Origin of the sequence: Nocardia huaxiensis (genome assembly GCF_013744875.1) — a bacterium.
GTDB classification, from domain to species: domain Bacteria; phylum Actinomycetota; class Actinomycetes; order Mycobacteriales; family Mycobacteriaceae; genus Nocardia; species Nocardia huaxiensis.
This window is the reverse complement of the sequence record NZ_CP059399.1, coordinates 4,541,517-4,555,637: the sequence shown is the minus strand read 5'-3', so window position 1 is coordinate 4,555,637 and position 14,121 is coordinate 4,541,517. Positions and strand designations below refer to the sequence as shown.

Below are 14,121 nucleotides of genomic sequence, written 5' to 3'. Positions count from 1 at the left end.
CGAACCGCCCGGAGCGAAGCGTAGGGCAATTGGGCCCCGCACACCGTAGGCTGACCGGGTGAACGCCAGTGAATCCCCGGTGCCACCCGATTCGGACCTGCCTACGCTGCGGGATCCGGTGCTCGTCGCCGCCTTCGAAGGGTGGAACGACGCGGCCGATGCCGCCAGCGGAGCGGTCGAACATCTGGAGCTGATCTGGGACTCGCAACCGCTGGCCGAACTCGACTCCGAGGACTACTACGACTATCAGGTGAACCGGCCCACCGTGCGTCAGGTGGACGGGGTCACGCGTGAGATCCAGTGGCCCTCGACCATGCTCTCGGTGTGCTCGCCGCCCGGATCCGATCGCGATGTGGTGCTGCTGCGCGGTGTCGAACCGAATATGCGGTGGCGCAGTTTCTGCAATGACCTGCTCGAATTCGTCGAACAGCTCGGGGTGTCCACCGTGGTCATCCTGGGTGCGCTGCTCGCCGACACCCCGCACACCCGGCCCGTGCCGGTGACCGGGACCGCCTACAGCAAGGAAGCGGCCGAGCGGTTCAACCTGGAGCAGACCCGCTACGAGGGACCGACCGGTATTACCGGCGTGCTGCAGGATGCCTGCGTGCGCGCGGGTGTGCCGGCCATTTCCTTCTGGGCCGCGGTGCCGCACTACGTGTCGCAGCCGCCGAACCCGAAGGCGGTCATCGCGCTGCTGCATCGCGTGGAAGACGTGCTCGATGTCGAGGTTCCGCTCGGCGGTCTGCCGGAACAGGCCGAGGAGTGGGAGTCCACCGTCAACGAGATGACCACGGGCGATGAGGAGATCGCGGAGTACGTGCGCTCGCTCGAGGAGCGCGGCGACGCCGAGATCGATCTCAACGACGCCATGGCCAAGATCGACGGGGATGCCATCGCCGCCGAATTCGAGAAGTATCTGCGCCGGCGTGGGCGCGGGGGCTTCGGGCTGTAACCGACTCGCCGAAAGGTTTCGTCCAGGCGTCCCAGAGGTATCCGGCGACCACCGTTGTTAGGATACCCTCAATGACTTCGCCTGGGATCGTCGCGCATCTGCACACATTCGGCGACCGCACGGCGGTAATCGGTGACGACGGCCGCGAGCTGACGTACGCGCAGCTCGCGGCCCTCGTCGAGCAGTTCGCGAAGGGGCTCGCGGCCGAACGGATTTCGACGCTCGGGACCGGCGGCGAATCGGGGGCGACCGAGCCGTCGCCGGTGCGCCGACTGGCGGTCCTCGCTGCCCGCAACGAGATCGGCTCACTCGTCGCCTATCTCGGCACGCTCGAAGCGGGTTGCGTGGTGCTGCTGACGAATTCGATCAGCGACGACCTGCTGCGCGCCTACGACCCGGATATCGTCGTCGAACCCCGCGACGATGCGGCGATCCCCGAACCCCTGCTGCGCCGCACCGGATCCGCGCACACCCTGCATCCGGAACTGGCTCTGCTGCTGAGCACCTCGGGTTCGACGGGGTCGCCGAAACTGGTGCGGCTGTCGTACCGGAACCTGCTGGCCAATGCCGCGTCCATTGCCGAATACCTCGGCCTCGACGACACCGAGCGCGCGGCCACCACCCTGCCCATGTTCTACTGCTACGGCCTCTCGGTCGTCCACAGTCATCTGCTGCGCGGCGCGAGCCTGCTGCTCACCGGCCGCTCGGTCCTGGAGCCGGAGTTCTGGGCTGCGTTCCGCGACCACCGCGCAACGTCTTTCGCCGCCGTCCCCTACACCTTCGACCTGCTCGACCGCGTCGACTTCGAGCGCTTGCCCCTGCCGAACCTGCGCTACATCACCCAGGCCGGCGGCAAACTCGCCCCCGAGAAGGTCCGCCACCAAGCCCGCCTCGCCGAGCAGGCCGGCCGCCGCTTCTACGTCATGTACGGCCAAACCGAGGCCACCGCCCGAATGGCCTACCTCCCACCGCATCTGGCCGCCGCGCACCCCGACTGCATCGGAATCCCGGTCCCTGGCGGCTCTTTCACCCTCGAACCGGTCGACGAAGGCAACGAACTCGTCTACCACGGTCCCAACATCATGATGGGCTACGCCGAATCCCCCGAAGATCTTTCACTCGGCCCCACCCTGACCGCCCTCCGCACCGGCGACCTCGCCTGCCGCACCGAAGACGGCCTCTACCGAGTGATCGGCCGCCGCAGCCGCTTCGCCAAGATCTTCGGCCTCCGCATCGACCTGCAACGCATCGAATCCGGCCTCGCCGCAGCCGGATTCACCGCCCACTGCACCGACGACGCCGAAACCCTGGTCGTCGCGGTACAGCGAAATGCCTCCGGCCCGATCACAACGCCGGGGATTCGGCACGACACCCGCCGGGAAAAGGCGAGCCCCGTCATCCCGGCGCGCTTTTGGCCGGGATCCACACTGGCCGACGATTCCTCCGCCGGTGTGGATCCCGGCCAAGAACATGCCGGGATGACAGGCCCAGCCGAGATAGCCCAGCTGGCTGCGAGATTCGCGGGACTGCCCGAATCCGCCGTGCGCGTGTGCATGGTGCGTGAAATCCCCCGCCTTCCCAGCGGGAAACCGGATTATTCGGCCATTCGGAGACTGCGCGGTGCGGCTGCCGAATCCCCCGCCGGTGTTCGAGCGCTGTTCGCGAGCGCGCTCGGGTTACCTGTCGGGGCGATCGATCCGCGGCGGAGTTTCGCGGATCTCGGCGGGGATTCGCTGACCTATGTGGCGCTGTCGGTGCGGCTGGATCGTGCGCTGGGGCAACTGCCTTCGAATTGGCAGACCATGCCGGTGGCGGAATTGGAGGGGTTGCCGCGGCGCCGCAGGCGGTTCGGGCGGTCGCTGGATACCTCTACGCTGCTGCGGGCACTGGGGATCATTGCCGTACTCGGTTCGCATATCGGGCTTTTCGTGCTGTGGGGTGGGGCGCATGTGTTGCTGGCGGTGGCGGGGTTCAACTTCGCCCGGTTCGGGGTGACGGCGGCGCCCGCTCCGCAGCGCATGCGGAATACCTTGCGAACGGTCGGTCTCATCGCCGCGCCGACGGCGGCCTGGGTGCTGGGCACCCTCGCCTTCACCGACTACTACGGGTGGCAGAATGTCCTGCTGCTCAACAAGATTCTCGGGCCGCACGATTCACCGACGGCCGGGCACCTCTGGTTCATCGAGGTGGCCGTGTATTTCATGCTGGCGGGTGCGCTGCTGCTGCGAATTCCGTTCGCGGACATGCTGGAACGACGTGCGCCGTTCTGGTTCGCGCTCGGGTTGCTGGGGGCGGCGCTGATTTTCCGGTATCGCAGCTTCGACCTGTACACCGCGCACGATGTGCCGTTCTCGCCGCTGACCGTGTGGTTCTTTCTGCTCGGCTGGGCAGCGGCCAAGGCCACGACCACCGGGCAGCGCGCGGTGCTGAGCGCTGTCGCGCTGCTGACCGTGCCCGGCTATTTCGGCGAAACCGACCGGGAGCGAATGATTCTCGCGGGTCTGCTGCTGCTCATCTGGTTGCCGTCGGTGCGGGTGCCCGCACTGCTGGCCGGGATGGCGGCGGTGCTCGCCGATGCCTCGCTGTTCGCCTACCTGCTGCACTGGCAGGTGTATCCGCTGTTCGGGGACCACCGGGTGCTCGCGCTGGTGGCGTCGCTGGCGGCCGGGGTCACGGCCGCGCGACTCATGGCGCTGACACGGGGTGCCGTTACGGCGCGGGATAAGCGGGAACTGCGAGGATGGCGACCGGCACGCGCGCGGCCGGAAGGCTCAGTGCTCCACGGCCCAGACTTGCGCGGCCGCCTCGTGCGCCAGTTTCGCGATCAGGATATCTCGCGGAATCGTCTGGCCGGCAAGGTGATCGAGTGACGGCACCACCACATGGTGAGCATCGGCACGCTTGAGTTCGGCGGTCAGCTCCGCAAACGCGGTGCCATCGCCAGGGGTCGACTCATGGAACGTGGCGGCGAAGCACAATCCAGCGGATTGGGCCAGGCTGGTCATGGCGTTCTCCAGCTCTTCGCTGCGGCCATCGGCCAGATCGTCACGCACGTACCCATAGATCAACGCTTCCACCCGAACCTCCGTTGGATTGGGGATCGCTGTTCTGAAGTGTGCCCATCTCAAGCTTGACGAAATCGAAGATGCAATTGCAGATGTCAACCCACTGACATCCGCGTGCCCTATCCGGGTCCATCCGGCGTTAACTGGTGAGATACTACAGAGCGTGTCCGGTAGTGACGATCGACCCGTCTGGGCTGTCCGAATGCGCTCCGAACGCGACGCTCGGGGGTGGTCACAAGCCGACGCGGTACGCGCCATGCGGGGGAAATCCAGCCACAATCTGCCGACGGACAGCACGCTGCTACGCAACTGGCGCCGTTGGGAATCGGGCGAATCGCGCCCCGACGATTTCTACGCGCCGATCATCGCGGCGGCCTTCGACACCGTGACCGCGGCCTTCTTTCCCAAGGCCAGGCCCAATCGGGACGACGAGTTGCTCTCGGCCACAGGGATGGACACGCTCGAATTCATCGGCCGCTTGCGGATGTCCGATGTGTCCTCGGCGACGCTCGACGCCATTCGCATCACCGCGGATCGGTTGTGCTCGGAGTATCCGTGCTGTGACCCGCACGAATTGCATGCCGAGGGCACCGCGTGGTTGCGGCGCATCACTTCCCTACTGGACGGCCGACTTACGCTGGCGCAGCACCGAGAGGTACTGGTCCTTGCGGGTTGGGTTGCCCTACTGGTCGGTTGCGTTGATTACGACCTGGGCTGGCGCACGGCGGCCGAGGCGACCCGCCGGGCGGCACTGTCGCTGGGCCAGGAGGCCGAACATGCCGAAATCATCGGCTGGGGTGCCGAAATGGCCGCTTGGTTCGCTCTCACACAGGCCAACTACCGCGGGGCCATAGAGGCCGCCGAGGGGGCATACGCCAGCACCGGCAATCTGGGCGTGGGCGTCCAGTTGGCCGCGCAACGAGCCAAGGCGTGGGCACGCCTGGGTGATCGCCGCGAAGTGGAAAAGGCACTCTCCCAAGGCCGTTCGATCTTGGACAAATTGGACCATCCGGCCAATGTGGACAATCATTTCGTGGTCGATCCGCAGAAGTTCGACTTCTACGCCATGGACTGCTGCAGGGTTGCCGGAGATGATCGTGAAGCGGAAAACTATGCGCGCCAAGTAATCCTGAGCGCAACCCGACCGGACGGCTCCATTCGCAAACCTATGCGCGTCTCCGAAGCGCACCTCACTCTCGCGGTGGTCGCGGTCCGCGAACGCAATCTGGAACTCGCCCTCGACGAGGGCCTGCGCGCGTTTGCCGGCAAACGCCGCTCGCTGCCCTCGCTCATGTGGATCGCCGGCGAGACGGCCCGCGAAATGATCGAACGCTTCCCCGGCGACCCCCGCACGCGCAGCTATCTCGACCAGCTGCGCGCCCTCGCCGCCGGATAGCGTCCCGCCAGCTACTCTCCGGTTCATGGACTTCAGTCTGTGGAAATGTGCTGCGAGCGGCCACGAGACCTACGCCCCGGACGAACCGGAGCTGGCCGCCCGCCTGCACGTCACCACACCCGCCGGCGACACCTGGCGCTGCCTGCGCTGCGGCGACTTCGTCCTCGGCGCACCCCGCGGCCACGGCCCCGCCGACAATGCCCCCGAAGTCCCTCGCGGCCGCCTGCTCCGCGACCGCTTCATCATGCGCCTGCTCGCCGCCGAACGCCTGCTCCGCGCCCTGGTCCTGATCCTGCTCGCCTTCGGCGTCCTGAAACTGCGCGGCTCCCAGGACCGCTGGAAAGGCAAGTGGGAGGAAGAGTTCCCGCTCATCAAACAGCTCGCCGACCAAATAGGCTGGAACCCAGACCATTCCAAGATCATCCAATGGATCGACAAGGCCTTCAGCTTCTCCCCCACCACCCTGGCCTGGGTCGCCGCAGCCCTGTTCGCCTACGCCGCAATCCAGATCATCGAGGCGACCGGCCTCTGGCTGGTGAAACGCTGGGGCGAATACTTCGCGGTCATCGCCACCAGCATCTTCCTGCCCTTGGAGATCTACGAACTCACCGAGAAGATCACCGTCCTGCGCGTGGGCGCCCTCGTGGTGAACCTGGCCGCCATCCTCTGGCTGCTCTGGTCCAAGCGCCTGTTCGGCCTCAACGGCGGCGCGCGGGCCTACCATGCCGAGCACCACACGGAGAGCCTGCTCACCGTGGAACGCGCCGCCGCGGCGGCCGATTCGGCACAGCTCCATTGAATCGACTCTCGCAACGAGTTTGCTGGGCAACGACCTACCGCTCGATCACGCCACAATCGCAGTGATCGCCGGGGCGGCGAGGACAGCCGCGGCCGCGCTGCCCACGCGAGGTGGTGCCGTGGGCCACAGCCGACCAGGATTCATGCCGGAATCGCGTGAATGTTCCGGGTCTGGCGCGCCGACACCCGGCGCAATTCCGAACCGGTCGGGAGGCAGTACTAATCTCTCCCCGGTGACCGAGTCCGCTGACGGATTGCTGCCCGACCCCGACGGGGGCGGTGCCGAGGAGATCCCGCATGCCGATCGGCTGCGGCTGTTCTCGTTCGCCACGGCCGAGAAACGGGGGGATTACCTGTGGGTGTTGCGGGCTTTCGATACGGCGCGGGCCGCCTATGTGGTGTTGCTGCACGCCTCTGACGTGGTGGAGACGCTCAATCGTTGCCCGGGGGCGCCGGGGTTGACGCCTACCGAGGTGGGACCGCTGTTGGAGCAGTTGCATCAGTGGGGGGTGCTCGAGCGCAGTTATGACGGGACGCGGGCGGCGACGCTGGCCGAGTATCGGAATCGGCATTTCGTGTACCAGTTCTCGCAGGCGGGGTATCAGGCGTATCGGGCGGTGTCGGATGTGCTGGAGGCACGGCTGGACGAGGCCGCGCTGTCGCGGCTCGTGCTGCCGGAGCTGCTGGCGGATCTGCACACGCTCGCCGAGGCCAATCGGACCGGGGATGCGCCGCGCGTGTATCGCGTGCTCAACCGCCTCGATCGCGCCCTGTCGGATCTGGCGGAACGGGCCGCGCACTTCTATCTGACACTCGGTGATCTGGTGCGGACCACCGAGGCGACGCCGGAAGCGTTTCTGGCGCACAAGGATGCGCTGCTGGCGCATATGCGCGAGTTCTCGATGGATCTGGCGCGGTTCGCGCCGCGCCTGGCCACCGCGATTCTCGAGGTGGAGGACACCGGCGTCGACGACCTCATCGACCGGGCGGCCCGCGTCGACGAGCGGGTGCTGCTGAATCATGCCGAGCGGGAAGCCGATTGGCGGGCCCGCTGGCAGGGGTTGCGGGCCTGGTTCGTGGCCGACGGGGACACCGGGCTCACCGAATGCGAGCGGCTGCGCGAGGCGACCATGAGCGCCATCGCCGCCGTGCTGTCGCTGCTGCGGCGCGTCACCGAGACCCGCAAGGGCGGGGTGAGCCGGGAATCCGCGCTGCGGCATCTGGCGGGCTGGTTCACGGCGGCTCCCACGGCGGATGCCGCGCACGCGCTCTACGACGCGGTGTTCGGGCTGGGGCGGCCGCGACACCTGGCCATGCAGCATCCGGACGCCGATGTGATCCCGGCGATTCGATCCTGGTGGGACGCACCGCCTTTGGAGATCGCGCGCACCCTCGCCGAAACCGGGCGACCACCCACACCGGGCGCGCCCGCCCGATTGCAGCGCAATGACGCCGGTATCCGCCGCCTGCGCCAAGCCCAGCTGGATGTGCAGCGCGCCCGCGCTGAGGCGGCCAGATCCCTTGCCGCCGACGATGTCTACGACCGCGTCCTCAACGAGGGCGAGACCGAGGTGCTGCTCAAGCTCATCGACGCCGCCTCCACCGCCTGGGTGCCCGTCAGCGGACGGGTCCCCGGCACGTCGGGCACCGACAATGGCGTCACCCTCACCGTCTCCGAATGCGAGGGCTCCACGGTCATCCGCACCGCGCGGGGCCTGCTGCACCTCAATGGCCGCAAGCTCACCGTGCGCGAGAACACTTCCGCGCGCAGGGGTTCGAGCGCGGCGAAAGCAGCGAGCGCGGGACGACCGAAGGCGGCCACTACGGCACCGCCCGGCGATTCGGCCATCGGCGACGCGGCGGGGGTGGGCTGATGCACGCGCGGTCCATCGATTCGCTGGCGCTCGACAGTTATCAGCGCGCGGCGCGTGTCGTCCTGGCCAACCACCTCATCACGCGCACGTATCCGGATCGTATTGCGCTGCCGTTGATTCGGCGGTGGGCGACGGAGTTGCGCGAGGACCTGGCCGAGCTGTTCGGGTATCGGCTGGAGGTCACCGAGACGACCGCGCGACTGTTCCCGGTGCTCGATCAGCTGGATTCGGGGCGGCCCGCGCGGACCGTCGGGGATCGGGTGTTCGATCGGCGGCGGTACGCGTATCTGGCCTTGGCGCTGGCCGCGCTGGGGCGGGCCGGGGATCAGATCACCTTGTCGGAGTTGGCCGATCAGGTGGCCGCGTACACCGAGCGGGTGGACGGGCTGGAGCTGGCGCCGGATCGGGCCGGGGATCGGGATGCGTTCGTGGACGCCATCGGCTGGCTGGCGGCGCGCGGGGCGGTGACCCTCGCCGATGGTGATGCCGGTGGGTGGGCCAGCGATCCGGAGGCGGGCGAGGCGCTCTACGACATCGACAGGTCGGTGGTGTTCGCGCTGTTCCGGCCGCCGCGGGCGCTACAGCATCTGCACAGCGTCACCGGGTTGCTCGGTGAGGAGGCCGGTGGGGCCGATACCCGCTCCCCCGCACAGGCATTGGCGGCGCGCAAGGTGCGCCGCGCACTGGTGGAGCTGCCGGTCGTCTACGCCGATGAGCTCGAGGCCGCCGAACGTGCGCTGTTGCAACAGGAGAAGCTGGTCAGCGAGGTCGAGTTGATCACCGGGCTGCGTGGGGAGCGGCGGGCCGAAGGGGTCGCGCTCATCGACAGTTCGGGACGCTTGTCCGATATGCGGTTCCCGGGGACGGGGACGCTCGCGCAGGTGGCGCTGCTGCTGGCCGGTGAGATCGCCGATCTGGTGATGGATCTGGACAATCCGGTGGCGCGGCGGGAGCGTCCGGAGCGGCCGTTCACCGATCTCGTGGAGCAGCTCGACAGCGCCATCCCGTCCGGGACCGTGTTCGCGCCACTCGCCGATCCGGTGGATATCTTCGCCCCGCACGAGGATTCCGAGGACGAGACGGAGGAACCGGAGATTCCGGACTATCCATTCGTCGAATCGTCCTGGGTGCGTGACACCGTGCAGATGCTCACCGGCCGCTACGGCAATACCTTCGCCGCACAGTGGCAGGCCGATGTACCCGGCCTGACCGCCGAGGTGGTGTCGCTGCTGGAGAAGCTGCGCCTGGTCGAGCTGGTGGACGGCGGGCTGCTGATCCTCCCGGTGCTGGCCCGCTATCGCGGGGCCATTGTCACCATCCGCACCCGCGCGGAAACCGAACTGTTCGTCTCAGCAACGGAAGTCGGCGTCTCGGACGCGAATTCCACGGAGAAGGGATCCGGGAACTGATGGCAGACCTCATTCACGGTGGAGTCCGCTTCGTCCCCACCCGCGCGGGCATCATCAACCTGTGGGACTACCGGGACCAGGAGTTCTGCTTCGCCGACGGGCGACTGGTGCTGCGCGGACCCAACGGTTCCGGCAAGACCAAGGCCCTCGAAGTGCTGTTCCCGTTCGTGTTCGACGGGCGCATCGAACCACGGCGGCTCAACCCGTTCGCCGGTGAAGAGCGCACCATGAAGTCGAACCTGCTGTACCGCAAGCAGGAATCGGCCTACTCGTATGTGTGGATGGAGTTCGCGCGCGGCAGCTGGAGCGACCCGGAGACGGTGACCATCGGCATCGGCATGCGCGCCACCCGCTCCTCCGACAAGGTGACCCGCTGGTATTTCGTCGCCGACGGGCGGGTGGGCGTGGACTTCTCGCTGCTCGGCCCCGACGATCGGCCGCTCACCCGCAAGCAGCTGGCCGAGCAGATCGGCGGCGACGCCATCGTGGACCGGCCGGTGGAGTACCGCAATGCCATCGACGCGCGCATGTTCGGGCTCGGACAGCAGCGCTACGACCAGCTCATCAACCTGATCCTCACGCTGCGCCGCCCGCAGCTGGCGAAAAACCTGGACCCGCGCGGACTTTCGCAGGCGCTCACCGACGGTCTGCGGCCCCTCGATGAACAGCTGATCCTCGACGCCGCCCGCTCCTTCAGCGATATGGAGGAGGTCGGCCGCACCCTCGAGGGCCTGGTGCAGGCCGACACCGCCACCCGCGCCTTCGTCGGCGTCTATCGCAAATACCTTGCGGTGCAAGCAAAGACCGATGTCGACCAGGTCCGCACCCGGCTCGACGCGGTCACCCACGCCGGCACCGCCCTGCATGCGGCCGCCGCGCTGCGCAAGCGCCGCGACACCGAACGCTCGGCCGCCGAGACCCGCGCCGAGGACGCCGACCGCGCCTACGAGCAGGCTCTCTCCGATCGCGAAACCCTCCAGCGTTCCAGCGCCTACGAAGGCAAACAGCAGCTCGACGACCTCGCCGACGCGGTGAAACGCCTGGAAGCCTCCGCCGCCGTGCACCGCGACAAAGCCACCAAGGCCGGTCAAACCGTGGACCAGCGCGCCGAGGAATCCGAACGCGCCCAGGCCACCATCACCCACGCCGCCTCCGCCCTGGCCCGCGGCGAAGACGAACTGCGTTCCGCCGCCGAGGAAGCCGGCATCAACTGGTCCGCCCTGCCCGAACAGGCCCGCGCCGACCAGCTCACCACCACCGTCCGCTCGCACGCCGAGGAACGCGACGCCGACGTGCGCGCCGTCCGCCGCGCCCTCACCCTCGTCGACGCCGCCGTCACCGAACGCACCCGCGCCGAACGAGCCACCCAGCGCGCCACCGAACTCCGCGAAGCCGCCGCCGCCGAACTCGCCCAGGCCGAAGCGAAAGTCACCCTCGCCCGCTCCGAAACCGCCGCCTCCCTGCGCGACTGGTGGGAGACCCACCGCGACGTCTACACCCCCATCCGCGACGGCCTGTTCGAAGCCCTCGACAATGCTCTGGCCACCGCCGGTACCGAGCACAGCACGGCCCCAACCGCCCATGCCGCGATGGCGAAGACCAAGGGCGGCAAGCGCTCCGCCGCAGCAACCGACACCGTCTCAGGTGCAGGCGCGCCCACCGAGAACGATTCCCGGGCCGCGATGCAGGCAGGCGATCCCGGCGCATCCGGTGCCGGCTCGGCTGGAGTCACCGCCACCCCCGCCGAGGTGTTGGCGGAGCGGACAGAGCCGCTCACCGAGGAGATCCGCACCCGCCGCCAGGAGGCGCGCAGCCGCACGGCTGCCGCCCTTGACCGGGCCGCCGAACTGCGCGCCGAGCAGAAACAGGTCGCGGCCGAACGGGACGACGCGCCACCCGCTTTCGCGGCCCGCAAGGATGCGCGCGCCGACCTGCCCGGCGCGCCGCTCTGGCGTTTGGTCCGATTCGCCGACAATGTGACGCCCGAGGCCGCCGCAGGCATCGAAGCCGCACTGCAGGCAGCGAACCTCCTCGACGCCTGGGTGTGCGCCACGGATGAACTGCCCGACCATGTCTCGGATCAGTTCCTGGTGCCGCTGCCCGCGAAGGAACGCCCGACCGGTCCCACTCTGGCCGACGTACTTGTCGTGGAGGACGATTCCGACGCGCTGACCGTTCCCCGGCAGGTTGTCGCCGACGTCCTCTCGTCCATCGCGCTGCACGACATCACCACCGCTCCGGGCGGTTCCGCTCGCCAGGCGAAGAAATCGCAGTCACACACAGCAATTTCAGACAGTGGCACGAGCGGCTCCACCGCCACGGCGCCGGACATGGCTGCTGTGCAGCCGCTTTCCGCGCTCGAGGCCGCAGCCGGAATCGCTGTCGCGACCGATGGGCGTTACCGGCAGGGTGTGCAGGTCGGTCGGCATGTCAAGGCTGATGCGGAGTTCATCGGCACTACCGCGCGGGCGCGGCGGCGTGAGTTGCGGCTGGCCGAGCTGGCGGCCGCGATCGAGGCGGCGGAGGCCGCTGCCGGGGATGCGCGGGCCGAGGAGCAGGCGGCGACCGAGGAGCTGGCGCGGATTTCGGCTGCGGCCAAGGCGCTTCCGCGGACCACCGCCGTGACTGCGGCGCTGCGGGCGGTGTCCGAGGCGGCGGGCATGTTGCGGTCGCGGTCGGAGGCCGCGGCGCAGGCGGAGCGGGATCTCGATCAGGCCGTGGCGGAATATACGGCCGCGGACAAGAAGGTTCGGGCTATCGCCGCGGATCATCGCGCGCCCAGGGATCCTGCCGAGCTGGATGCGCTGGCTGCCGCTGTACGGCATTTCGAGAATGCCGGGACCGCGCTGTTGCGATTGCGCGGAGATCACCTGCGGGAGAACGAGCGGGCTCGGGAGGCGAGTGATCGGCTCCTGGAGGCGCGGGATCTCGCGGAAGCCTTTGCGGAGGAAGCGGAAGCGGCCAAGGCGGGGTATGAGGAGCAGCTGCGGAAGCTGGAGACCTTGCGGGAGGCGCTCGGGGCGGGGGCCGCCGATATCGATCGGGAGTTGGAGACCGCTCGGGAGAAGATCGATGCGGCGCGGGCCGAGCAGAAGGCGGCGCGGAAGGCGGCGCACGAGGCTATCGAGGGCGTCGGTGCGGCAGAGGGGGCGCATCGGGCGGCGCATGCGGCCTTGGGGACCGCTTTGACCGAATTGCTGGCTGATGTGCGGCATTTGGCGCCTTATGCGCGGGCGGATCTGCTGAGCCTGCTCGGCGCGCCCGTGGACAGCCGGTGGCCGAGCAGCGATGCGGCGTGGTCCACGCCGGAGCAGCTGCTGTATCGGATCGAGAACTCCGATCCGGAGCAGGAGTTGAAGGTGCTGCCCGACGAGGTGGCGACGCTGTTCGAGAATCTGGCCGCCGCAACGGCTTCGGTGCGGGCGGGTGAGGCGGCGCGCAAGTCGACGCGGACCGCTGTCACCACCGCTTTGCAGGAGTTCGATGCGGCACTGGCGGCTTCGCGGCAGGATTACCGGCTGCACTGGGACGCGGCCGACGGACTCACCGTGGTGCAGGTGCACGACGAGCACGGTTTGTCCGCCGTGGCCGATTTCGCCGAACGCATCGCGGCCGCGCGCCGGGATCAGGAACTGCTGCTCACCGATTCCGAGCGCCGCATCCTGGAGGACGCGCTGCTCACCGGCCTCGCCCAGCAGATCTACGAACGCACCTGCGACGCACGCGAACTCATCTCCCGCATGGGTCACGAGATGAAGCAGCGGCACATGTCCTCGGGCAACACCATCGGCGTGCACTGGGTGCTCGCCGACACGCTCCCCGAACCGGCGCGCGCGGTGTGCAAGCTGCTCGATCGCGGCGCCACCGAACTCAGCGCGGACGATTTGTCCACTATTCGCGCGCATTTCGCCGCGGAGATCCGCGCGGCCCGCGCCGCGCATCCGGAACGCTCCTTCCCGGAGATCCTGGCAACCACCCTGGATTACCGTGCGTGGCGCGTATTCTCGTTCACCATCATCACCGCCGACGGCACGGAGGACCGGCTCACGGTCGCCCGGCACAGCGCCCTGTCCGGTGGTGAGCAGTCGGTGTCGCTGCACCTGCCGCTGTTCGCGGCCGCGCACGTGATGCTGGATTCGGCCGATCCGCAGGCCCCGCGCCTGCTGGCCCTGGACGAAGCCTTCGCCGGCGTCGACGACAACGGGCGAAGCGAACTTCTCGGACTCTCAGTGCAATTCGACCTGGATCTGTTCATGACCGGATACGACCTGTGGATCACCTACCCGCATGTGCCGGGCTGCGCGCACTACGATCTGGCGCACTCGGCGGCCGAGAACACGGTCAGCGCAACGCTGCTCGTGTGGGATTCCGCGGATTTGCTGGCCGAGCACGACGGCTCGGATCTCGCCTCGGCCCTCGGATCGCCGAATCGCCGCCGTCTGCCGCATGGTCTCGAAGGTGCAATCCCCCTGGACGCGGAGCTGGAACTCACGTCGTAGTCGTGTTTCGGGTTAGCCAATTCTGCGTGTCGCGGCGCGCCACGCCGTAACGATTGGCGCATCGGCAAATCAACAGTTTCGCCAATGGCGGTTCATCGACTAAAAATGTTCTCCGTGCCGATCCGTAC

The 14,121-nt window shown here is 68.2% G+C and carries 8 protein-coding genes; 7 read left to right on the top strand and 1 reads right to left on the bottom strand.

Annotated features, from left to right (window positions below):
- Positions 1-58: 58 nt before the first annotated feature.
- Together H0264_RS20520 and H0264_RS38690 are read left to right on the top strand one after the other, a co-directional pair.
- On the top strand, positions 59-952 hold the full coding sequence (locus H0264_RS20520; protein WP_181579042.1) for a PAC2 family protein: 894 nt from the start codon (positions 59-61) through the stop codon (positions 950-952).
- 71 nt (positions 953-1,023) lie between these two features.
- Positions 1,024-3,822, top strand: coding sequence for an AMP-binding protein (locus H0264_RS38690; RefSeq protein WP_244975887.1), 2,799 nt, complete (start codon positions 1,024-1,026; stop codon positions 3,820-3,822).
- Here H0264_RS38690 and H0264_RS20505 read toward each other — a convergent pair.
- A complete protein-coding gene (locus tag H0264_RS20505) occupies positions 3,724-4,029 on the bottom strand; it encodes a hypothetical protein (protein ID WP_181579041.1) in 306 nt (101 codons plus the stop codon). The genes H0264_RS38690 and H0264_RS20505 overlap by 99 nt on opposite strands.
- 16 nt (positions 4,030-4,045) lie before the next feature.
- Here H0264_RS20505 and H0264_RS20500 point away from each other — a divergent pair, with 16 nt between their 5' ends.
- From H0264_RS20500 to H0264_RS20480, 5 genes are all read left to right on the top strand, one after another.
- Positions 4,046-5,413 (top strand): helix-turn-helix domain-containing protein, encoded by a 1,368-nt coding sequence (locus H0264_RS20500; RefSeq protein ID WP_338040086.1) that lies wholly within the window; start codon positions 4,046-4,048, stop codon positions 5,411-5,413.
- Positions 5,414-5,438: 25 nt separating this feature from the next.
- Positions 5,439-6,212, top strand: coding sequence for a DUF2127 domain-containing protein (locus H0264_RS20495; protein ID WP_181579040.1), 774 nt, complete (start codon positions 5,439-5,441; stop codon positions 6,210-6,212).
- 307 nt (positions 6,213-6,519) lie between these two features.
- Positions 6,520-8,085 carry a TIGR02677 family protein gene (locus tag H0264_RS20490; RefSeq protein WP_420832103.1) on the top strand — a complete coding sequence of 522 codons (1,566 nt, stop codon included), beginning with the start codon at positions 6,520-6,522 and terminating at the stop codon, positions 8,083-8,085.
- A complete protein-coding gene (locus H0264_RS20485; RefSeq protein WP_181579038.1) occupies positions 8,085-9,494 on the top strand; it encodes a TIGR02678 family protein in 1,410 nt (469 codons plus the stop codon). Before H0264_RS20490 ends, H0264_RS20485 begins: the two co-directional genes overlap by 1 nt.
- Positions 9,494-13,993, top strand: coding sequence for an SbcC/MukB-like Walker B domain-containing protein (locus H0264_RS20480; protein ID WP_181579037.1), 4,500 nt, complete (start codon positions 9,494-9,496; stop codon positions 13,991-13,993). Before H0264_RS20485 ends, H0264_RS20480 begins: the two co-directional genes overlap by 1 nt.
- Positions 13,994-14,121: the final 128 nt, after the last annotated feature.

What these genes read in the sequence shown, in the direction of transcription:
- H0264_RS38690 (WP_244975887.1), top strand. Translation starts at nt 1,024, where the DNA reads ATGACTTCGCCTGGGATCGTCGCGCATCTGCACACATTCGGCGACCGC.
- H0264_RS20495 (WP_181579040.1), top strand. Translation starts at nt 5,439, where the DNA reads ATGGACTTCAGTCTGTGGAAATGTGCTGCGAGCGGCCACGAGACCTAC.
- H0264_RS20485 (WP_181579038.1), top strand. Translation starts at nt 8,085, where the DNA reads ATGCACGCGCGGTCCATCGATTCGCTGGCGCTCGACAGTTATCAGCGC.
- H0264_RS20480 (WP_181579037.1), top strand. Translation starts at nt 9,494, where the DNA reads ATGGCAGACCTCATTCACGGTGGAGTCCGCTTCGTCCCCACCCGCGCG.